Genomic DNA, 21,957 nt, shown 5'->3' with positions numbered 1-21,957 from the left:
CCATCCTGTGAACGGGTTTGCAGTGACGGGCGGTGGCGACGATCGCTGTACGTCAGTCGAACAGTACGCGCTCGAGGATCGGCCGGAGGAACGACCCGCGGCGGGTCTCTTTGGAGTGAACGAGCAACGCCGGTTGCTCGATGGCTGCGGCGAGACGATCTGAGCGCTGTTCGATGAGCAGATCGGGCAGCCGCCGATGTGTGACGGTGCTCAGGATGACGATATCGGACGGCTCGAGCGCCTCAGAGAGACCGTCAACCGCATCGTCCGAACGAACGATCGACGACTCGACGGGGACGGTACAGAGCGCGTCGAGTTCCGCATGGTAGTCCGCGATGGTCTCAAGCAGTTCGTCGGGTGCGTTCTCGGAGACGGCAAAGAGGAACCGAATGCGGGCCCCGAGGACGTCTGCCATCGCATCCGCGAGTTCGACCTTGAGCGGGTCGTTAAACGGGCTGCGGTCAGTAACGACGGCGATCTCGTCGACGGAAACTCGCTGAGCATGCTGGACGAAGGCGACATCACAGGGAGCGTGTTCCATGATCCAGTCGGTATCCCGGCCGAAGAGAGTCCCCAGGCGACTGGTCGCCTCTTGTCTGGCGAGGACGAGATCGGCGCCGATTCGCTCGGCAAAGTTGACGACCGCATGGCGCGTATCGTGGCTGACGATCTCTCCGACCTCGACAGGAACCTCGAGATCCTGAACAAGTTCGTCAGTCCGCTGTTCGAACTCGAGATCGGTTTCGGAGAGCGTTTTGGCGGCGGTATCGAGTGGCACTTGGTCGGGAACTTCATCGAACCGGACAACACGGATTCGCCCGCCTCGACGGCGCACGATCGGTGCGGCTAACTGGATCAACGCGTCTTCTTGCTCGCGAGTCACGTCCCGGCGAAGCGGGATCAACATCTCGAAGCGGTCCTCGCGCTCGAGTTGTTCTTCGGTGTCGCGAACGAACTGTTTCCCGGCTTCACGGCGGGCGAGACCTTTGGCGGCACCTTCGCGTTCGATCCTGTCTTTGGCGTACCATCGGAACCAGAGGAAGCCGAAGACGACGATTCCGACCGAGCCGATGATCTCTTGGGCGTCCATCTGTGTGATGATGAAGATTCCCGAGAGGATGCCGAACAGCTGTATCCAGGGATAGCCTGGCGTCTGGAACTCCGGATCGTACCACTCGAGGTTGTGCTCGCGAAAGGCGATCAGCGCCCCACAGACGAGGATGTAGACGAGGATCTGAAACGCACCGGCCATCTTGGCGATTTCGTCGACTTCCTGTGTGGCGACAATAAAGATGATGATCGCACCAGTGGTGAGAATGGCGACGAACGGCGTCGAAAAGCGCGGGTGGATATACTCGAACACCTCGAGAAAGAGCTTGTCGCGACTGAGTGCGAGTGGATACCGGGAGGCCGTCAGAATCCCTGCGTTAGCCGTGCTGACGAGTGCGAGGAGGGCAGCAAGCACGATCGCCGCGACGGCGAACGATCCAGCAGGAAGGGTCCCAACAATCGGAACAGGGATCGTTGCCGCTCCGAAGAGGAGTTCCGTCGCGACAGCCATTGGCTCTTCTGTCCCAGTCAGTTCAGGTCCTTCGACCACGCCGACCAGGACGAACACGAGTAACGCGTACAGAAAGGCCGTCGCGATAAGTGAGATGAACAGTCCTAGCGGGAGGTTTCGGCCGGGGTTTTCGATCTCTTCGGCAACAGCAGCGACCTTCGTGACCCCGGCATACGAGACAAGCACGAGTGCAGTCGCGCTGAGAACACCGTCTATCCCATCGTCCGGCCAGAACGGATCGTAGTTCGCACCTTCGACCTGGACGATCGAGCCGACGACGAACGCCGAGAGGATCGCAAGCATGACCATCACCATAATCAACTGGAGTCCGCCAGTCTGTTTGACGCCGACCAGATTGACCGCGATCAGCACGATTGCAAATGTGATTCCGAGTGCGCGCACGCCGGGGATCGTCAGGCCCGCCTCGAGTGCCGGAATCGCGATTTCCCACGTTGGGAGCTGGTAGATGAAGTTGACGTAGAACATGCCACCGTAGAGCGCAAGCGATCCTTTCAGCATGAGCATGAGCCACGTGCCGAGGCCGGCGATCGTCCCGAACGACGGTCCCAGCCCTCGTTCGATGAAGACGTAGTCACCGCCGGCCTCGGGCATTGCCGTGCCGAGTTCGGCGATACTGAGTGCTGCTGGCACGACGAGAATCGCTGCGATCACGAACGCAAGGATCACAGCTGGCCCTGCTTCGGCCATCGCAACGCCTGGTAAGATGAAGATCCCGCTGCCGATCATCGCCCCCATACTGATCGCGATTACGGCAAACAACCCGAGATCACGCTCGAGATCCTTCGCCATCGAGTAGCTGTTCTGTGCGGACGTTACAAAAGATTCTTATTGATAATTCGTATGTCTTCATAGAACACAGTTAACAAAAATATGGGATAATGATACGGAATATAGTACTCATGTGGTTGATTTTATTCCTCGAGTGATATCGCCTGTCGTGGCTCCAGCGGGCCGCGTGCGCTGCGTTTCACACTCGCCGCCAAAGCGGGACGTATGCGGGCGAAGGCGACCAACCCACTGCGTTTTTAACACCCGGGCGTGTATGGACGAATTAGCGAAACCCGCGGGCAAGTGCGTTCGAGATTCGCGACTATCGTGAGTCAGTTGGAGGAACAGCCTCCACGTTCGCATAGCGGGATGGCCGACGTGCTGTAAGACGCCGGGGCCGCAAAACCGGGAGTCCGCGGACCGTTTCGATGAGAGTCCACCACGCGGCTTTCAGTACAACGAACCATGGAAATCGAAATTGCAACAATCGGCGGCTACGAAGAAGTTGGACGGCAGATGACTGCCGTCCGCGCCGGTGACGACGTCGTCATCTTTGACATGGGCCTGAACCTCTCGCAGGTTCTGATCCACGACAACGTCGAAACCGAACGGATGCACAGCTTAGACCTGATCGACATGGGCGCGATCCCCGACGACCGGATCATGTCCGACTTGGAAGGCGACGTCCAGGCAATCGTCCCAACTCACGGGCACTTAGACCACATCGGGGCGATCAGCAAACTCGCTCACCGATACAACGCGCCGGTCGTCGCGACGCCGTTTACGATCGAACTGGTCAAACAGCAGATCGAGGGCGAACAGAAGTTCGGCGTCGAGAACGACCTGATCAAGATGGACGCCGGCGAGACGATGTCGATCGGCGACTCCGGCAAGGTCGAACTCGAGTTCGTCAACGTGACCCACTCGATCATCGACGCGATCAACCCAGTTCTCCACACGCCAGAGGGCGCAGTCGTCTACGGACTGGACAAACGGATGGACCACACGCCGGTCATCGGCGACCCGATCGACATGAAGCGGTTCCGTGAGATCGGCCGCGAAGGAGAGGGTGTACTGTGTTACATCGAGGACTGTACCAACGCGAACAAGAAGGGCCGAACGCCCTCGGAGAACGTCGCCCGCGAACACCTTCGGGACGTGCTCTACAGCATGGAAGATTACGACGGCGGGATCGTCGCCACGACGTTCTCGAGTCACATCGCACGTGTGACGAGCCTCGTCGAGTTCGCCAAGGATATCGGTCGACAGCCAGTCTTGCTCGGTCGCTCGATGGAGAAGTACTCGGGCACTGCAGAGCGACTCGACTTCGTTGACTTCCCGGAGGACCTCGGGATGTTCGGCCACCGCAAATCCGTCGACCGGACGTTCAAACGGATCATGAACGAGGGCAAAGAGGACTACCTGCCCGTCGTCACCGGCCACCAGGGCGAACCACGCGCAATGTTGACCCGAATGGCTCGCGGCGAGACGCCTTACGAGCTGGACGACGGCGACAAGGTCGTCTTCTCCGCTCGCGTCATCCCGGAGCCGACCAACGAGGGTCAGCGCTATCAGGCTGAGAAACTGCTCGGTATGCAGGGTGCCCGGATCTACGACGATATCCACGTCTCGGGCCACCTGAATCAGGAAGGTCACTACGAGATGCTTGATGCGCTCCAGCCCCAGCACATCATCCCTGCTCACCAGGATCTCAAAGGGTTCTCCGGCTACGTGAACCTCTGTGAGAGCGAGGGCTATCAGGTCGGACGTGACATCCACGTCACGCGCAACGGGAACCTCATCCAGCTTGTCGACTGATATGACAACCCCAGAGGCACGAGAAAAGGCGGTGCTCGAGGCGGTCCGCAAGCGCCGCGAGTTGGTCAACGAGGCCATCCCAGAGGAGCTGCCGATCCAGCGGCCAGAGCGACTCTACGAAGCGTCGCGGTACCTGCTCGATGCTGGCGGCAAGCGGCTCCGACCCACCGTCTTACTCACAACGGCAGAAGCGCTCGCGAATGTCGACCCACTCACTGTCGACTACCGCGAGTTCCCAACCCTCGATGGCGAGACGATCGACATCATGGACGCCGCCGTCAGCGTCGAAGTCATCCAGTCGTTTACGCTCATCCACGACGACATCATGGACGACGACGACCTTCGACGTGGCGTCCCCGCCGTCCACAAGGAGTACGACCTCGAGACCGCGATTCTCGCCGGCGACACGCTCTACTCGAAAGCGTTCGAGATCATGCTCGAGACGGGCGCAAAACCCGAGCGTGCAGTCGAAGCGCTCGAGGTCCTCGCGACGACGTGTACGAAGATCTGTGAGGGCCAATCGCTCGACGTCACCTTCGAAAACCGCGCAGAAGTCTCCCCCGAGGAGTACCTCGAGATGGTCGAGCAGAAGACCGCCGTGCTGTACGCTGCCTCGGCGTGTCTGCCCGCGATCTTACTCGGTGCTGACGACGAAACGATCGACGCGCTATACGGCTACGGACTCGATATCGGCCGGGCGTTCCAGATCCAAGACGACGTGCTCGATCTGACCGTCCCAAGCGAGAAACTCGGTAAACAGCGCGGCAGCGACCTCGTCGAGAACAAACAGACGCTGATCACCGTCCACGCCCGCAGCCAGGGTGTCGATATCGAGGGACTCATCGACACGAACGACGTCGACGCCGTCACCGAAGCCGAAATCGACGACGCCGTCGCCAAACTCGAGGCCGCCGGCTCGATCAGCTACGCGAACGAGACTGCTCAGGAGCTAGTCGAACAAGGGAAAGCGCGACTCGAGGTTCTTCCGGACAACGAGGCCCGTGACCTGCTCTGTGAGATCGCAGACTACCTGATCGAACGCGGCTACTAACCCCGGTTCGACTCGCGGTCACGCGACTCGAGTGAGCTCTTTTGTACTGTCAGACTCCACGTTGGGGTGAGAGACTGTGTGCCGCTCTGTTTGAGAATATTCGCCACGGACTGTCGGATGAGAACTGCGACAGTCGTCGCTAGATCGACTTGCAGGCTTTGAGCACGAGTTCTGGGTTGTCGACGAGTTCGTGAATCGTGTGTGCACCCTTCCCGTGGCCACGTCCTTTCCGGGTCTGTTCGATAATCGAGAGAAACGCCAGTTCGCTGAGCAACTCACGGACGCGTCGGATTCGAAGCGGGTCAGAGCCTTCCTGTTCGCAGAGGACCTCGTAGGTTGAGTAGATGTCCGCCGTCGGAATCGCCGGGTCGTCGTCCGGGGCCTGTTGGGTCTGGAACGCAAGCGCCTGGAGAAGCAGTTTCGAGTGTGGCGGCTGTTTCGAGATGAGTTCTGCCAGCCGATTCTGTTCCTCTCGAGTATGGGCCTGGTTGACGTGTTCTTCAGTGACGGTTTCGGCGCCGTTCTCGTCGGCGATCTCCCCGGCGTAGCGGAGAATGTCGATCGCTTTTCGTGCGTCGCCGTGTTCTTTCGCGGCCAGCGCTGCCACGCGCGGGATGACCGAATCCTCGAGGACGCCATCTTGGAACGCATCCTTGCGCGACTCGAGAATCGCCCTGAGTTGGTTCGCGTCATACGGTGGGAAGACGTAATCCCGTTCGCTCAGACTGGATTTGACGCGCTCGTTGAGTTCCTCTTTGTACCGGATCTTGTTGCTGATCCCAATAATTCCGAGCGTGCTCTCCTCGAGTTTCCCGGATTCGACGGCTCGAGAGAGCTGCATCAGAATGTTGTCGTCGCCGATCTTGTCAACCTCGTCTAAAATGATGATGCCAACGTCGAACCGTCCGTCGAGGACGTTCCAGAGCCGACGGTAGTACTCCCCTGTACTCAGCCCGGAAGCGGGAATCGTGACTCCCGTCTCAGCCTCGTCGTTGAGTTCGCGGGCGATCGTCCGCACTGCCTGCGTCTCCGTCGCGTGTTGGAGACAGTCGATGTAGGCGACACCGATCGAGACGTCGTTTTTTGCGGCACTCGAGCGAAGGTCCTTCGTAATATACTTCGAGCAGAGCGATTTGCCCGTTCCCGTCTTGCCGTAGATCAGGACGTGATTCGGCGTCTGTCCCTGAACGGCGTCTTTGAGTGCCTGTGCGAGACTGTTGAGTTCGTCCTGTCGGCCGATAATTCGATCGCCTTCGACGAGATGGGAGATGCGGAGCAGATCCTTGTTGGCAAAGATGTAGTTTTGGTTGTCGAAAAACGACTCTGAGCCGGACATACGTCGGCAATGTCCGAGCGACTACTTAACGCTAACTCCTCAGTGCCGATGTAAACACACCGAAGTGCCGATGTAATTCTATTAGAATAGCGTTTCAGACCCACTAACTGCATTTTAGCCACTCCCCAGTGCCAGTGTAACTGGACCGGAGTGCCAGTGTAGCGCGGTAGGATGGAACACACCCACCCCGGAGTGCCGATGTAACTGTTCCGAGCGTGTCCACGGGAACCGCTGGAAAGACCGATTCAGCGACGTGGCACCGGACGGAACAACGGGCGAGAAGGCACACGTGTTTCGGCTGGACACGTTGTGACCGACGTCACAACTCAACTGCTGTGACTCTCGTATGACCGATATCGAAGGTCGGTTATTTATACGCTTTGGTATTGCTGTATGAAGGAAATCGATGAATATTCCTATTTCACCGCTAGAATCGCTGGTGGGCTCACTCTCGGAGGATTTACATCGGCACTCCGGGGTGTGTCTGGGCGCATCTGGATAGCCGACCGCCTCTTCCGGACCGAACACCAGCGGAGCTGAGCCAAACATCACCACAACTGTCTGCAGTTCGGCTCTCGAGTGTCACCTACTCGGGCAAACATCGCGGAGGTTTTGGTTCGGGGCCGAATACGTCTCGGTAATGAACGACGAGTTACGAGAGCGCGTCGAGCGCGAGGCAGAGAAGCACGCGCTGTTGAACGCCGTCAAACACGAGAGCGATGCCGACGTCGGCGCGATCATGGGGCCGCTGATGGGCGACAACCCCGAGTTCCGCGAGCACGGCGACGAGATTCCGGGAGTCGCTGGCGGCGTCATCGGCCGGGTCAACGACTTCACATACGAGGAAAAACGGGCCCGACTCGAAGACCTCGCCCCCGAGGAACTCGCCGAGATCGAAGCCGAAGACGAAGAAGACGAACACGATCTGCCGGAGCTGCCGAACGCAGACGAGTACGACGAGATCCGCATGCGATGTGCGCCGAACCCGAACGGGCCGTGGCACGTCGGCCACGCACGGATGCCCGCCGTCATCGGCACCTATCGCGAGCGCTACGACGGCTGGTTCTGTGTCCGCTTCGACGACACCGATCCCGAAACGAAACGACCGGATATGGAGGCGTACGACGCAATCCTCGAGGATCTCGACTATCTCGGCTTCGAACCTGACGAGATCTATCGGGCCAGCGACCGACTCGAGACCTACTACGAGCACGCCCGCGAACTGATCGAGATGGGCGGGGCCTACACGTGCTCCTGTAGTGGCGAGGAGTTCTCGGAGCTGAAAAACGCTGGCGAGCCGTGTCCACACCGCGACAAAGACGTCGAGACCGTCCTCGAGGAGTTCGAGGACATGATCGATGGCGAGTACAGCAGTGGCGAGATGGTCCTCCGCGTAAAGACCGACATCGAGCACAAAAACCCAGCACTGCGTGACTGGGTTGCGTTCCGGATGATCGACACGCCACACCCCCGTGAGGAAGCCAGCGAGTATCGCTGCTGGCCGATGCTGGATTTCCAGTCGGGCGTCGACGACCACCTGCTCGGAATGACCCACATCATTCGCGGGATTGACCTGCAAGACTCCGCGAAACGCCAGCAGTTCGTCTACGACTACTTCGACTGGGAGTACCCCGAAGTCATCCACTGGGGCCACGTCCAACTCGACGACTACGACGTGAAGGTGAGCACGTCCACGATCTCAGCGCTGATCGAGGACGGCGAACTCGACGGCTGGGACGACCCACGCGCGCCGACACTCAAAAGTCTCCGGCGACGTGGTATCCGCGGCGAGGCAATCGTCGATTCGATGGTCGAGTTGGGGACCTCGACCAGTGATGTCGATCTCGCGATGAGTTCGATCTACTCGAACAACCGCGATCTGATCGACGAGGAAACTGATCGCCGATTCTTCGTCCGCGAGGGGACCGAGATTCCGCTCGCCGGGAGCCCACCAGCGGAAGCCAACCCCCCACTGCATCCCAACCACGAAGACCGTGGCGTCCGAGCGATCCCATCCGGCGACGCCGTCTTGCTCGAGGCCGATGATATTCCAACGGCCGAAAATCGCATCTGGCTGAAAGGCCTCGGCTGCTTCGAGTACACCGGCGACTCGCTTGCATACACCGGCGACGACATTGACGTGGTCCGTGAGGGAGATGTCGACGTCATCCACTGGGTGCCAGCAGCAGAGAGCGTCCCTGTCCGACTGCGGACGATGGATGGCGACGTACGCGGCCGGGCCGAACCCGGCGTCGCTGAGCTCGAGGCTGACGAACTGGTCCAGTTCGAACGCGTTGGCTTCGCGAGAATCGACCGCCACGAGAGCGCCGACGGTGACGAACGGACGGTTGCCTACTACACGCATCCCTGAACTCGGAGGAAGTGTTGGCGTTGACGCTCTGAATCAGGGTTGAGACAATCGGTTCTGGTTCTGAGAGGGTGAGTCGATTGTCGCGTCTTCGGACAGGTACGTTATACGAAACTGAAACGGTGCACACACATCGCACAGCGGTCGTACGATGTGGTGTGCAGTGACTTCCGTGGCTACTGTACTCCTAGACTCGTTCAATCTCGCGACTCCCACAGTCGGGACACGTCTCTTGCTCGCGGTGGAACCTTTCGCCACACGCACGGCACCGATACTCGACGCTGTCCGCCCGGCCGGCTTCGGCTTCCTGTTTCAACCGCTCGACTTTCTTGCCGAGCCGTTCGAACATGCTCATAGGTATGACATCGTCCTGCACACGGATAAGTACCGCCGTCAGTGAGCGAGTTGCCCACGTCCAAAGCAGCTACAGCGACAGCACTCGTGTCCTTAGAGCAGGAAGACAGCCACGAGAAAGCCAACCAGAATCGTGCCCGTCAACAGGACTTGTGTCGCCGTCGAAGCGAGCGTGCCAACGGTCGCGTAGAACGCAGACCGCGTGCTGGCCTCGAACTCGCCGTTCCGAGCGAACTCGAGGGTGAAGACGGTGCCGAAAAGCCCCACGAGCAGCCCGATCGGGCCGGCGATGAGCATCAGGACGATTCCAACGGCCGCGGCAGCGGCAGTCGTTCCCCAGGACGCGCCGCCAGCTTTCGCAGCGATCGAGCCACCGAAGAACTCGACGACGAGCGTCAGCACGCCGAGCAGAGCGAGGACGGCGACCGCGATGATTCCGGGCTCGGTGAACTCGGAGTGCCACCAGTAGAGTCCGAGTCCGGCGAGCGAAAAGAGGCCGCCAGGAACCAACGGAATGACTGTCCCGACGACGCCACCGACCAACAGCGCGATGGCGACGACGACGATTGCGTCGACCATTACTCTACAGAGGTGTGCTGACACCAAAACCGTGGTGCCAGCATCACCGCCGTCTCGGTCGATGCAAGGCCGGATGCTGGTTCGGCTGAGATATGACCCCAGTCCCGACCAGACGGAATTGCAGGGGCTGTCGAGCCGAAACCAGTATCGTAGATCGCACCTATCGTATATCGTACCAACTGGAGCGTGTGACACATCGATCGCGTTGGCAGTGGATCTCGCTTACGTCGTTCGCTCCAACCCACGTTCTCGTCGTTCGATTGAGTGTATGGTGGCGGTCAGTGGCTACTATATCATCTGTCACCGAAACGGATAGCTATGACAGACGGTGCGATCGTCGTCGGCGCATCCTCGGGAATCGGCGAGGCACTGGCGCAGGAACTGGCAGCTGAAGGCTATGAGGTCGGCCTCACAGCCCGCCGGACGGAGCGCTTGGTCGAAATCGGCGCAGTGCTCCCCACGAACGCGTACGTCGCGACGATGGACGTTACCGACGTCACCGACGCTCGTGAGGGCTTCGACGAACTCGTCGACGCGATGCCGTCGGTCGACCTCGTCGTGATCAGCGCCGGCGTCGGCCACCTGAACCGCGACCTCGAGTGGGAACCCGAACGCGAGACGGTCGACGTCAACGTCCGTGGCTTCACAGCGCTCGCGACGGCCGCGATGGCTCACTTCGACGACCGTGGGGCGGGCCATCTCGTTGGGCTCTCCTCGGTCGCAGCCGTCTTCGGCAACGGCAGCGCACCCGCCTACAACGCATCGAAAGCGTTCGTCTCGACGTATCTCGAGGGGCTGCGCTATCGGCAGGCCGGCCGTGAGAGCGACGTGACAATCACGACGGTCGAACCCGGGTTCGTCGACACTGAGATGGCGATGGGCGAGTTTTGGATGTGCTCGCCCGAGACGGCGGCGAGACAGATCCGGCGCGCGATCGACCGCGAGCGCGATCACGTCTACGTGACTCGTCGATGGCGACTCGTTGCCTGGGTCCTGAACGCGCTTCCCGAACGTCTCATGCAGCGCCTTTTCACCTGAGTAACACTCCGCTGAACAGCCTACTGAAACCGGTCACGAACCTCGAGCGCAACCGCCGACCCGTAGTAGTCGACCAGCGGGCAGACGGCATCCCCGAGCGCGCGCATACACTGGCTCGTCGAATGGTACTCGAGACGATCCACCACCCGTTCCCACTCGCGAGCCTGCAAGGCACGCATAACGAGCAGTCGCTCCTCACGGGCCGTCAACTCGATTGTATCCGGCATCTCGAGGAAGTAGCGGACGACGAGTCGGCGAAACGGCCCCGGATCGATATCGAACAGACCGGGACCGTAGGCTGCGCCGGCGACGAGTCGCCACTCGTGGTCAGTCAACTCGCAGTCGTCGACGTCGGTGTCGACGCTCCGGAACACCGCGCGGGCGACATCTGGCTCGAGGTCGTCGAGGGCGTCCGTACAGAGTGCGCGAAAGCGGCGGGCGAACCAGTCAGCGTGGCGGTCGTGCAGTGCTCGGCCTGCCTCACTCGTCGGCGCGAGCATGAGCGCGGAGTACTCGCCGCTGGCGTCGTTGCGCGTCGTCGAGACGTGGACGGTTCGGTAGCCGTTTTCCCGCCAGAACTCGAGGAGGCCAGGCGTTGTACCGAAGCCAGTGCCGAGCCAGTCGACCGGGGAGTTGAACTCCTCTCGAACACACTCGAGCAGCCGCGAACCGAGGCCGCGTGAGCGCACCGCGTAATGTGTTGCAATGCGGACGACACGGAGACCAGCCGGCTCACCTGCGGACTCATCGCGGAGCTGACTCGTGAGGATGTCCGGAAGCATGTTGCCGCGCACCCGGCCCCCCTCGTACATCATTGCTCGCGTCGGCGCTGGAAGATCTCCCTCGCGAGCCAGCAGGGCAACGCTGACGACGTGCCCATCGTAACACAGTGCACGCGCCTCGAGATTCGGCGCATCGAGGAGCCGTGCGAGGTCGTTTGGCTCGGTCTGGTAGTGTGCGAGCACGAGCAGCCCGAACGCCTCGCGAAGCAGGTGCTCGTCGGCCAGCAAGGCGTCGGGCTCGAGGCGACGATACGTGACGGTCTCGGGTGTCGCGTCTTCGACCAGCGACTCGACTGGCGGTCGCGCATCGAGCAACAGCGCCCGAAACGCCCATACTTCGACGGGGTCGCCCGCCGCGTAGCGGATTGGCTCGCCGAGCGTTCGATCGACGACGTCGTGGTCGCTCTCGTCAAGTCGGTCCCGAAACCGAACCGAGAAGCCACGCCCTGCACCCTCGTAGCCGTGAATCGTCGTTGCGAAGGCGATGCGATCGGCCGAAAGCAGCGACTCGAGAACCGAGACAGGGAGCGCCGCGGCCTCGTCGACGATGACGATGTCTGCAGTCTCGAGACGGTCGACGGCGACGGCGGGCTCGAGAAAACGAATCCGTCCGCCGGCGTTCGTCTCGAGTCGACGGGCATCGACGCTGGCGGTACAGTTCTCGAGTGTGTCACAGAGCTCCGCGGCGCGGTCGAACAGCTCCGCGGCGTTTCGCGACCGTGGTGCCGTCACGAGGACGTCCATGCCGTCGGCAACGAATGCACCTGCAGCCAGTCCGGCGGCGCTAGATTTCCCTCGGCCGCGGTCGGCCTCAAGGACGACGGCTCGAGGCTGGCTGTTGCCGTCTGTGTCATCACCGCCCGCGAGTAGCGACTCGAACGCTGCGACGGCCTCGACCTGATCGCGCGTAAGGCAGGCCTCGTAGGTGGCAGCCGGGAACCGGGCATCTGCCGGCGCTTCGAGCGCTGTCTCCTGCGTGCTGCACAGCCGCGGGGCCGGGTTCGTCAGCCCGTTCTCGACGATCTGTCGGGTCTCGAGATTCACGATTGCAATCCCACGATGGACGTGCAGTGTCTCGACAAGTCGTCGTCTGAACCGGCCAGTGACGTCCGCGGGTGAAAATGGGGGGACAGCAAGGGAGTCGTCGAACTCGTCGTGGCGGTCGGGCCACGCCGAAAGCTGCGGGGCCAGCACGATCAGCAGGCCACCGCCGTCGACCGTTCCGACGACTTTCCCGAGTGCGTTCGGCTGGAGTCCGCCGTGGGCGTCGAGGGCGACCGCGTCCCGTGTCGTCCCGAGAAGTTCGCTCGCGTTCGACTGCGGGAGCTGCTCACATCGTAGCCGATCGTCGGGGCCAACGAGTGTGGTGGCTGTGATCGGAACCGGCAGCGTATCGAGAACCGACTCGAGGGCGTCGTATCCGTGTTCACGCTCGCCTGCTAGCACAAGCAGCCGTCGCTCGTTCGTCTGTGTCGCCTCCTCGAACAGCGACTCGGCGAGTTCGACGACGTCTCCGTCCATGCTCTCGTTTTGGGGGCTCGAGAGTAATAGGCAACGGAACACTACCTGTCGGAGCTGCGGTACTCGTACGGGCTGCTGTCCGTCAGTTCCGGTGAGACCACGACCCGTCCTGCGGTCGCACCGATACAGCCTTCCGTCTCAGTCGTTCCTTGCCGTGGCCATCGTACTGGTCCCGTCCACGACGTGGGGACTCGATACACAGACACGTTTGGCGATGTTTCGACCGAGCAGGTTCTGTGTGTGCCTATCGCATAGCCCCGGCTGTTTGAACACGCTTTTAAGGAGGGCAGCGCTACAGCGTAGTACACCCTACGCGGGGTTGATGATGCTCCTAGCCTTACAGGACTTCCGCCGGAATCTGATCCGGCACGGAGTACCCAGTGCTCCGGACGGCAGGGGAGCGCGAGCCCACGTGTAGGAGAGGTGAACAACCAATGTCAGTCTACGTAACCACCGACATCCCAGCCGACCTCGCAGAGGACGCCCTTGAGGCCCTCGAGGTCGCACGAGACACCGGACGAGTAAAGAAAGGAACCAACGAAACGACGAAGGCAATCGAGCGCGGCAACGCCGACCTTGTTTACGTCGCAGAAGACGTCTCCCCCGAAGAGATCGTCATGCACATCCCTGACCTCGCAGAGGAGAAGGGCATTCCTGTCATTTTCATCGAAACACAGGACGACGTCGGCCACGCTGCCGGCCTCGAGGTTGGCTCGGCTGCCGCCGCGATCGTCGACACCGGCGAAGCCGGAGACGACGTCGAAGATATCGCCGGCAAGGTCGAGGACCTCGACTGAGGTGATCAGAGATGAGTGCTGAAGAGGAAGAAAGCGGCTCTACGCCCGCCGAGGTCATTGAGATCGTCGGCAAGACCGGCATGCACGGTGAAGCCATGCAGGTCAAGTGCCGGATCAAGGAGGGCGAGAACCAGGGACGAATCATCACCCGAAACTGCCTCGGGCCGGTTCGCGAAGGAGACGTGCTCCAGCTTCGTGAGACCGCCCGTGAGGCAGACTCCATCGGAGGTCAATAATGGTCGAGAAACGAACCTGTGATTACACGGGCGAGGATATTGAACCCGGAACGGGCATCATGTATGTCCAGAACGACGGGAGTATCCTCCACTTTGTCGACTCGAAAGCGGAGAAAAACTACAAGCTCGGTCGCGAACCACGCGACCTGGAGTGGACCGAAGACGGCCGTCGTGACAAAGGTCCTGCAGAGCCAGCAGCTGACGAAGCTGACGAAGCTGATGAGGCCGACGAAGCTGACGACGCTGATGAGGCCGACGAAGCCGACGACGCTGGTGAGGCCGACGAGGTCGACGACGAGTCCGAGGAGGACGAGGAATGAGCGATCACGAGCGCACGTTCGTGATGGTCAAGCCCGATGCCTTCGCGCGTGGGCTCGTCGGCGAGGTCGTCTCCCGACTCGAGGACCGTGGGCTCAAACTCGTGGGCATCAAGGTCATCAACATGCCCGAAGAGCGTGCCCAGGAACACTACGCGGAACACACCGACAAGCCGTTTTTCGATGATCTCATCGACTTCATCACGTCCGGTCCAGTCGTCCCGATGGTCTGGGAAGGACAGGACGCGACGCGACAGGTCCGACAGATGATCGGCGAGACGGACCCACTCGAGGCCGAACCCGGCACGATCCGTGGTGACTACGCACTCGATCTCGGTCGGAACGTCGTTCACGCCGCCGACCACGAGGACGAGGGCGCAAACGAGCGCGAGATTTCGATCCACTTCGACGACGACGAGCTGATCGACTACGATCAGCACGACGCTCAGTGGCTGTACGAGTGACAAGTTCGTCTCGGTGACGAACTCATTGTTCTCGGTTCGATAGTACTGATCGACTACCGGATACTGTAGCAGCCAAAAGCACTACGATTGACTCTTCTGTGTCTGCGTTTGATCGGCTCGAGTCACGTCTACTGAGCGACGGCTCGTTCTCGAGCCGTGTTCTGCCCGCCACCTGCGTGTGTGCTCTCGATTGGAACTGGTGTAACATTCTATCGGTTGTCCTGCAGTTGTTTCAGAGGGGTGGCTGTGTCATTGGAGTGTTCAAAAATATTAAGATATCACACATGTTCGTGACTAAACAGACGTAACATCTAATGTGACGGCTGTAGTAAATCCGAGTGGTGGTTTCGAATGGTAACAGACGGTAGGTGGTCCGTGGATGCATGATCCGGAGAGAGAGTCAACAGCAGCGACAGCCCAGGTAACGCCGTCGCTGGACCTGATTTTCGACCTGCTCTCGAATCGTCATCGACGATATACACTCTACTATCTGCACGACCAGCCAGACGGTGTCGCGACGTTCGAAGAAGTTCTGGACGGCGTCGTTACTCTTCAGGAGCGTCTGGCTGAGTCAGAGTCGACGTCGAGTGCCGACGCCGAGACGACTACCGAAACCGATCGCAAGCAACGCCAGCGGCAGATCCAGACGGAACTGCAGCATACGCACTTGCCGAAACTCGAGGACGCGGGCATCCTCGAGCACGATCACCGCAGTGAGACGGTCCGGTACTGGAGCCAGCCGTCCCTCGAGGAGTGGCTCGAACACGCCCAGCATAAAGAACAGCAGTAAGACAACGGGCTGTTATCAGTCGGCGTGAAGATGCTGAGTAGACACTCTCTGATGGGGTGTCTATCGGCTGTCGGCGACGAATCACGCGACGTGGCGGTGATAAATTATGCTGAATGATAGCATTGCTCTCCTTAAAACTTAACTCGCCAGCTACCGAGCTAACAGATAGGTGAAACTCAATGACTGACCACGAACTTCCACCACTTCCGTACGATTACGACGCACTAGAACCATCGATCTCCGAGCAGGTCGTGACCTGGCATCATGACACGCACCATCAGGGCTATGTAAACGGCCTCAACGCTGCCGAGGAAACCCTCGCGGAGAACCGCGAGTCCGGTGAGTTCGGCTCGACGCCCGGTGCGCTGGGTAGTGTCACTCACAACGGCTGTGGACACTATCTCCACACGCTGTTCTGGGAGAACATGTCGCCAAACGGTGGCGGCGAGCCCGAGGGAGACCTCGCCGACCGCATCGAGGAGGACTTTGGTTCCTACGAGGGTTGGAAAGGCGAGTTCGAAGCCGCTGCCGGCGCTGCCGGTGGCTGGGCACTGCTCGTGTACGACCCGGTTGCCAAGCAGCTGCGAAACGTCCCAGTCGACAAGCACGACCAGGGCGCACTCTGGGGCTCGCACCCCATCCTCGCACTGGACGTCTGGGAACACTCCTACTACTACGACTACGGTCCAGACCGTGGCGACTTCATCGACGCCTTCTTCGACGTCGTCGACTGGGAGAAGGCCGCAGAAGAGTACGAGAAGTGTCTCGACCACTTCGAGTAAGCTGAACGCAGCAGGCGCGACGAGCAAGTCAACACTGACGTTTTTTTGCAACGATACGATCCTGGCAGCCACAGCGCAGTCAGTCGCACCGACCGGCACACCATTGAACGAGATGGTATCGAAGCCGTCGTAATCGAGCGGACCAGTCGTAGGGAAACGAACGATTTAGGCGGCTGAGAGCGGTAGCGATGAGCATGCCCGTATCCAAATCCGAGTTCGACAGCCTGCCGCCGTGTGACTTCTATACACCCGAGGAACTGCTCGAGGACGATCAGATGTACACTGTCTACGAGATCGCCCGCCTGCTGCAGGGGCTCGAGCCAGACACGGATATCGACCGCGAAACCGAGGATATCCTGCTCGACTGGGCGATTCCGTGGGTGATGACCAACGCCGACGACCTCGTGGTCGCCGAACCACGCAACGATGACGAGCCCGGCTACTATGGCCTGAAAGAATGATTCTCCTCGTGGTCGGTGCCGATCGTGTCGACGCCGGCAAGACCACGTTCTCGGTTGGCCTGCTCGAGCGAACCGGTGCGGTTGGCTACAAACCCCGTGCCGGGAACGACTTCTGGTTCGACCACGACGACTGCCAGCGAGCGCTTTCCGAGGGGCGGCTCTACGGCAAAGACGCCGCCCGACTCGCAACGGCGGAAGACTGTGGCCGACCCCCCGAAGCGCTCAATCCTGTGCACCGACTGTGGCGGCCAACCCCCGATGGCGGGACTGGACTGCTCGGCAAGTCGGATCGAGAGTTCCTTGTCGATCGCATTGGTCGGCCGGACGACACCGCGTCGACGTTCGTCCGCAACGCGACCGCCGACATTCCGGACGTCGTCGCCGACGCGCTCCCGCTCGAGGACGCGATCCCGGTCGAAACCGTCGGCGAGTGCAACGAGCTTGCCGAACAGCGATACGTCCCCGCCTTCGAGGAACTGGCTGCTGAAATCGAATCGTCGGCCGTTGCTGTCGTCGAATCCTACAGCGACATCGCCCGGCCGCTGCAGTCGCTCGACCCTGCAGCGATCAGCGCCGTCGCGGCCGTCGAGCCCGGTCGTGCGAGCATCTATCCGGGCGACCGCTACTGTCGGGCCGCCGAAATCACCAGTTCGAGTCCGAAAGATGGGACGCTCGAGAAACGTGTCCCCGACGTGCTCGAGTATCTCGAGCCACTCGAGCGCGTTCGCCTGCCGGCGCTTGGCAGCGCCGATCGGGCGGAGCCAGCACGGATCGCGACTGCGTACAGCGACGCCTACGACGCGTTGTTGGATGCAGCCGGCACGCGCCGATGAGACCCAACGGCGACTCCTGGCGCTCTGTTCTCGGTGTTCGGTGTCGAGCTATCGCCGCCAAACCGACAGGTATCGAGCTGAGAACTCGTGTTCGTCGATTGCAGTGGTTACGACTACCCAGTGGAACGCAGTCGTCCTCCGACTCGAGGCCGTGTCGGAGCGAGGCGGTCGCTGTCGGTCTCGAGCCGGCCGACGCCCAACGTGGTCACGTCCGAGTGATCAAGTGCCGGTGTCGTCGATCTCGAGTCAGCAATCGACACCGGCGCGGTCCGTCTTCAGGCCTGCCGAGCCATCTGTGACGACAGTTCGACATGGCCGTAGGGCTGATTCGAGACACTCGGCCCGTGGCCCGTATGCATCTCTGTGAGGTCTTCGTCGATCACGTCGAGCACGCGGTCGATGCTCTCGATGAGCGTCGGCCGGTCACCCTCCTCGAGATCCGTCCGTCCGAAACTCCCGTTCTGGAAGATCAAATCGCCCGCAAAGAGCACGCCGGCGTCGACCGAATAAAAACAGAGATGGTCGTTTTTGTGCCCCGGCGTGTGGAGCGCGACGTACTCGTGATCGCCGAGTTGGACCGTCTCCTGGTCGGCAATCGCGTGGTCGACGCCGTCGATCGACGTGTCGTACCCCCACACGTCGACGTCGAAGGCAGCTTTGACTGCCTCGAGGTTGCCAACGTGATCGCGGTGGGTATGTGTGAGGACGACGGCATCGAGTTCGTCGACTCGCTCACGGATGGGTTCGACGACGTCGAAGTTCGCCCCCGTATCGATGAGGACGGTTCGGTCGCCCGTGACGAGATAGACGTTACTTGTGAAGGCCTGCACACCCTGTGCGAGATTAGCGATCATGGCTCACGATATGCCATCGATCGATTTGTGCGTATCGACACGGCGCCACGAAAATGTGCGCTGCTGCTCGAGATCGGTTGCTGTGTCGTTTCCGTTTCAATTCCCATATTCACAAGCATTTTTAGCTCTGGCACGTAGTAGTAGACGAATGAACCGGCCGGTCTCTGTCGCTTTCATCGCTCTCGTCGTTGTCGTTTCCATCGTCGCTCTCGGCCCGATGACGGCTGCCGGGACCGGAGATGAGACGGTTGCCTCGTCTCAACCCCACCAAGCCGTCCTGGAGACCCAGACGGAGATGGATAGCGCCATGCAACTGCAGCCATCTCCAGAGACGACACATTCGCTGACTGGCGATTCGCAGGATTTTGACCGGACGACGTTCAAGATCACTGTCCACGAAAACGGGAGTGCGACGTGGACGTTCCAATATGAACAGCGCTTTGGAACCGGCAACGAGACGGAAGAAGACGACCGCGAGTCGTTCGAGGAGTTCGCTGCAGCGTTCGAGTCCGAGGAGACTGAGCTCTATGAGGGGTTCACCGAGCAGGCAGACGCCATGGTCGACTCCGGTGGAGAGCTGACTGACCGGGAGATGGACGCGACAAACTTCGAGCGCTCCGCGACAGTCGAAGACCAGTTTGGAACGCGCGGAATCGTCGAAATGTCGTTTACTTGGTCTGAGTTTGCCGACGTCGAAGACGGCGTCGTCGAAGTCGGTGACGTCTTCCAAAATCTGTATATCGGCCCCGATCAGGCGATCGAGATCGAGGCCGCCGACGATCTCACATTCGACCGTGTCGAACCCGCAGAGAGTGCCCAGTATCCACGTTCCGACCTCGAGGATGCTGATTCGGTTCGCTGGAGTGGCGAACAGCAGTTCCTCGATAGCCAGCCCTGGGCTGTCCTCGTCCAGGACGGTGCCACAGCCGAGAGCGACTCTCTCAGCAGCGATAACATGTCGTGGTATCTCGCTATTGTGGCTATTATCGGGCTGGGAATCGCCGGCGGTGGTCTCTGGTATCGACGGCAGTCAGCCGAGCGCGAAACCGATACCGGAGCGAGTGCTGGGCAGCCTGCTGGTCCCGACGAGACAGCTGCAACGACAGCGCCAGCCGAAGACGACCAGCAGACGGAGCCGTCGACGGACGCCGCTCCACTCGCTGATGAGGAACTCCTCACTGACGAAGATCGAGTCGTCAGGCTCATCCGCGAGAACGGCGGTCGGATGAAACAGGTCAACATCGTCGATGAAACTGGCTGGTCGAAATCCAAAGTCAGTATGCTCCTCTCGGATATGGAAGAAGAGGATACGATCAGCAAACTCCGTGTCGGCCGCGAAAACATCATCAGCCTCGAGGGATACGAACCTGAGGCGACGAAGTCCCCGTTCGACGAGTGAGCGACAGTCGCCACTGACCGTCAGTGCACACCCGATCCGCGACAGCTGTGCGATCGGTGTGCAAACCGTTTCAGTTGTTACTGTTGGCCTCAATACCAGTGAGACACGGCGACACTGTCGGGTTGAAACGGAACCCTTAAACATCGAAACGCACAACGATTGAATGCAGACGAAGCCCGCTCCGATAGTGTAGTCCGGCCAATCATATTGCCCTCTCACGGCAATGACCAGGGTTCGAATCCCTGTCGGAGCATCCTTTTCCCGTCGTCAATTTAACCACAGCAGTGAGCGTGTCTTCGTGATCGAGAACGGATCCGCTCAGTTCGACAACGGCGGCGTTGTCTCCGGCGGCTGGCGATGGTCCGTCGCCTGTTCGAACGAGTAGCCGAGCTCGAGTAGGGTTGGTTCATCGAACGGCCGTCCGAGTAGTTCGAGCCCGACTGGCAGCCCGTCGTCGGTAAATCCCGCTGGGATCGAGACGGCACTACACAACGACTGCGAAGCGATGATCGTATTCGTCGCAAACGTCATCGTTTCATACTCACCATCCCGGATCTCGGCTTCCGTTGGCGGTACGACCTGCACGTCCGGGTAGACGATCGCATCGAGGTCGTGGCTCGCGAACACGTTCAGAATGATCTGCTGGAACTCATACTGCGCGTTTCGACATTTCCAGTACGCCAGATTATCCGTTAGATCCGCGGGCCCGTCTTCGGCGAAGCCAATAAACAGATCCAGAATGTCGTGGTACTGGCCACTCTCGTACAGTTCATCGACGGAGTCGACAGGTGTCTCGCGCTCCTCGAGGAACGCGTTGAGATCGCGTTTCGACTGGAGGATGTACAACATCGTCTCCTCGAGAGACGTCTCCAGGTCCGGAATCGCAACCGGATCGACGAGGGTCGCACCGAGATTCCGCATCGTTGTCAGTGCCCGTTCGATGACGTCGTTGACCGGCGCGGCGGCGGGATTTTCGTCGTCACCAAAGCCGTCCCGGAGCACACCGACTCGAGCCCCATCGAATCCGTCGGCGAGGAGATGGTTGGTGTACGAGCCGTGAACGGCGGTCAACTCTGTGTTGCCGGTGAGGTCGTCGCGAGCGTCGTAGCCGACGAGGACGTCAAGCAGTGTCGCTGTCTCGCGGACGGTTCGGGTCATCGGCCCAGCCGTATCTTGCTGTGAAACCAGCGGGCTGACACCGGTGCGACTGATCAGACCGGGTGTGACGCGAAACCCGACGAGATTGGTAAACGACGCGGGGACGCGAATCGATCCGCCACAGTCCGTTCCGATGCCGACGGCTCCTAGATTTGCCGCCACCGCTGCCCCCGTACCGCTGCTCGAGCCACCCGGATCACGAGACAGTTCGTACGGGTTTTTCGTCCGCCCGGCAACCGAGGAGAACCCGAACCACGAGGTGGCCCAGTCCGGCATGTTCGTTTTGGCCAGCACGATCGCTCCCGTATCACGCAGTCGGCGTGTGACCTCGGATTCGGTTTCGGGGATGTAGCCGTCGAACGCCGCCGAGCCATACGTTGTCGCCATGTCGGTCGTCTCGAGGTGATCCTTGACGAGGACTGGAATCCCATGGAGTGGGCCGACGAACGTTCCCGAATCGGCAAACGTTCGATCGAGTTCGGCCGCCCGCTTCGATGCATCCTCGTTCACCGTGATGATCGAGTTGAGTTCGGGACCATTGCGGTCGTAGGCGTCGATGCGCTCGAGATAGCGGTCGACGAGTGCCTCGCTTGTGAGCGTGCCAGCCTCGAACGCGCGGTGAAACTGGCTGATCGTTGCTTCCTCGAGTGGGACGCTATCGTGTGTCAT

General features: G+C 60.5%; 20 protein-coding genes and 1 tRNA gene. 14 read left to right on the top strand and 7 right to left on the bottom strand.

Annotated features, from left to right (window positions below):
• Positions 1 to 52: 52 nt before the first annotated feature.
• A complete protein-coding gene (locus ACERJA_RS09890) occupies positions 53 to 2,371 on the bottom strand; it encodes an amino acid permease (protein ID WP_373608026.1) in 2,319 nt (772 codons plus the stop codon).
• A 444-nt stretch (positions 2,372 to 2,815) separates the two neighbouring features.
• On the opposite strand from ACERJA_RS09890, the gene ACERJA_RS09885 reads away from it, so the two are divergent.
• Both ACERJA_RS09885 and idsA3 read left to right on the top strand, forming a co-directional pair.
• Positions 2,816 to 4,168 (top strand): RNase J family beta-CASP ribonuclease, encoded by a 1,353-nt coding sequence (locus ACERJA_RS09885; protein ID WP_373608025.1) that lies wholly within the window; start codon positions 2,816 to 2,818, stop codon positions 4,166 to 4,168.
• 1 nt (position 4,169) lies between these two features.
• On the top strand, positions 4,170 to 5,219 hold the full coding sequence (gene idsA3 / locus ACERJA_RS09880) for a geranylfarnesyl diphosphate synthase (RefSeq protein WP_373608024.1): 1,050 nt from the start codon (positions 4,170 to 4,172) through the stop codon (positions 5,217 to 5,219).
• Positions 5,220 to 5,358: 139 nt separating this feature from the next.
• On the opposite strand, the gene ACERJA_RS09875 is transcribed toward idsA3, so the two are convergent.
• Positions 5,359 to 6,555 (bottom strand): Cdc6/Cdc18 family protein, encoded by a 1,197-nt coding sequence (locus tag ACERJA_RS09875; protein ID WP_006064304.1) that lies wholly within the window; start codon positions 6,553 to 6,555, stop codon positions 5,359 to 5,361.
• Between the two features lie 640 nt (positions 6,556 to 7,195).
• Between ACERJA_RS09875 and ACERJA_RS09870 the strand changes: the two genes are divergently transcribed.
• Entirely contained in the window at positions 7,196 to 8,926 is a 1,731-nt protein-coding gene (locus ACERJA_RS09870; RefSeq protein WP_373608023.1) for a glutamate--tRNA ligase, read from the top strand.
• Positions 8,927 to 9,110: 184 nt separating this feature from the next.
• On the opposite strand, the gene ACERJA_RS09865 is transcribed toward ACERJA_RS09870, so the two are convergent.
• Both ACERJA_RS09865 and ACERJA_RS09860 read right to left on the bottom strand, forming a co-directional pair.
• Positions 9,111 to 9,278, bottom strand: a complete 168-nt coding sequence (locus tag ACERJA_RS09865) for a zinc ribbon domain-containing protein (RefSeq protein WP_006064302.1) — start codon at positions 9,276 to 9,278, stop codon at positions 9,111 to 9,113.
• A 92-nt stretch (positions 9,279 to 9,370) separates the two neighbouring features.
• On the bottom strand, positions 9,371 to 9,856 hold the full coding sequence (locus tag ACERJA_RS09860) for a DUF456 domain-containing protein (protein WP_006064301.1): 486 nt from the start codon (positions 9,854 to 9,856) through the stop codon (positions 9,371 to 9,373).
• 318 nt (positions 9,857 to 10,174) lie between these two features.
• Here ACERJA_RS09860 and ACERJA_RS09855 point away from each other — a divergent pair, with 318 nt between their 5' ends.
• Positions 10,175 to 10,894, top strand: coding sequence for an SDR family NAD(P)-dependent oxidoreductase (locus ACERJA_RS09855; RefSeq protein ID WP_006064300.1), 720 nt, complete (start codon positions 10,175 to 10,177; stop codon positions 10,892 to 10,894).
• 20 nt (positions 10,895 to 10,914) lie between these two features.
• Here the strand turns inward: ACERJA_RS09855 and tmcA are convergent, their stop codons facing one another.
• The gene (gene tmcA / locus ACERJA_RS09850) at positions 10,915 to 13,197 is read right to left on the bottom strand and encodes a tRNA(Met) cytidine acetyltransferase TmcA (protein ID WP_373608022.1); all 2,283 of its coding nucleotides are present in this window, start codon (positions 13,195 to 13,197) and stop codon (positions 10,915 to 10,917) included.
• Positions 13,198 to 13,631: 434 nt separating this feature from the next.
• Here tmcA and rpl7ae point away from each other — a divergent pair, with 434 nt between their 5' ends.
• The 8 genes from rpl7ae to ACERJA_RS09810 all read left to right on the top strand — a co-directional run bounded on the left by rpl7ae (position 13,632) and on the right by ACERJA_RS09810 (position 17,877).
• Entirely contained in the window at positions 13,632 to 13,994 is a 363-nt protein-coding gene (gene rpl7ae, locus ACERJA_RS09845) for a 50S ribosomal protein L7Ae (protein WP_006064298.1), read from the top strand.
• Positions 13,995 to 14,005: 11 nt separating this feature from the next.
• Entirely contained in the window at positions 14,006 to 14,230 is a 225-nt protein-coding gene (locus ACERJA_RS09840; RefSeq protein WP_006064297.1) for a 30S ribosomal protein S28e, read from the top strand.
• On the top strand, positions 14,230 to 14,550 hold the full coding sequence (locus tag ACERJA_RS09835; protein ID WP_373608020.1) for a 50S ribosomal protein L24e: 321 nt from the start codon (positions 14,230 to 14,232) through the stop codon (positions 14,548 to 14,550). The genes ACERJA_RS09840 and ACERJA_RS09835 overlap by 1 nt, the downstream gene beginning before the upstream one ends.
• Positions 14,547 to 15,011 (top strand): nucleoside-diphosphate kinase, encoded by a 465-nt coding sequence (ndk, locus tag ACERJA_RS09830; RefSeq protein ID WP_373608019.1) that lies wholly within the window; start codon positions 14,547 to 14,549, stop codon positions 15,009 to 15,011. Before ACERJA_RS09835 ends, ndk begins: the two co-directional genes overlap by 4 nt.
• A 379-nt stretch (positions 15,012 to 15,390) precedes the next feature.
• On the top strand, positions 15,391 to 15,801 hold the full coding sequence (locus ACERJA_RS09825; protein WP_373608018.1) for a hypothetical protein: 411 nt from the start codon (positions 15,391 to 15,393) through the stop codon (positions 15,799 to 15,801).
• Positions 15,802 to 15,980: 179 nt separating this feature from the next.
• Positions 15,981 to 16,583, top strand: coding sequence for a superoxide dismutase (sod, locus tag ACERJA_RS09820; protein WP_006064293.1), 603 nt, complete (start codon positions 15,981 to 15,983; stop codon positions 16,581 to 16,583).
• A 194-nt stretch (positions 16,584 to 16,777) separates the two neighbouring features.
• A complete protein-coding gene (locus tag ACERJA_RS09815) occupies positions 16,778 to 17,044 on the top strand; it encodes a DUF5827 family protein (RefSeq protein WP_373608017.1) in 267 nt (88 codons plus the stop codon).
• Positions 17,041 to 17,877: an ATPase gene (locus ACERJA_RS09810; protein ID WP_373608016.1), complete on the top strand. Its 837-nt coding sequence runs from the start codon at positions 17,041 to 17,043 to the stop codon at positions 17,875 to 17,877. Before ACERJA_RS09815 ends, ACERJA_RS09810 begins: the two co-directional genes overlap by 4 nt.
• Before the next feature lie 275 nt (positions 17,878 to 18,152).
• Here ACERJA_RS09810 and ACERJA_RS09805 read toward each other — a convergent pair whose 3' ends face one another.
• Complete coding sequence (locus tag ACERJA_RS09805; RefSeq protein ID WP_373608014.1) at positions 18,153 to 18,731, bottom strand: MBL fold metallo-hydrolase; 579 nt, start codon at positions 18,729 to 18,731, stop codon at positions 18,153 to 18,155.
• A 148-nt stretch (positions 18,732 to 18,879) separates the two neighbouring features.
• Between ACERJA_RS09805 and ACERJA_RS09800 the strand changes: the two genes are divergently transcribed.
• Both ACERJA_RS09800 and ACERJA_RS09795 read left to right on the top strand, forming a co-directional pair.
• Positions 18,880 to 20,130: a helix-turn-helix transcriptional regulator gene (locus ACERJA_RS09800; protein ID WP_373608013.1), complete on the top strand. Its 1,251-nt coding sequence runs from the start codon at positions 18,880 to 18,882 to the stop codon at positions 20,128 to 20,130.
• A 178-nt stretch (positions 20,131 to 20,308) separates the two neighbouring features.
• Positions 20,309 to 20,383 (top strand) — tRNA-Glu (locus tag ACERJA_RS09795).
• A gap of 65 nt (positions 20,384 to 20,448) precedes the next feature.
• On the opposite strand, the gene ACERJA_RS09790 is transcribed toward ACERJA_RS09795, so the two are convergent.
• Positions 20,449 to 21,957 carry an amidase gene (locus ACERJA_RS09790; protein WP_373608012.1) on the bottom strand — a complete coding sequence of 503 codons (1,509 nt, stop codon included), beginning with the start codon at positions 21,955 to 21,957 and terminating at the stop codon, positions 20,449 to 20,451.

It is taken from the genome of Natronorubrum sp. A-ect3 (assembly GCF_041821125.1).
Taxonomy (GTDB): domain Archaea; phylum Halobacteriota; class Halobacteria; order Halobacteriales; family Natrialbaceae; genus Natronorubrum; species Natronorubrum bangense.
Note: the sequence above shows the minus strand (reverse complement) of the source record. Positions and strands in the feature narration are given on the sequence as shown.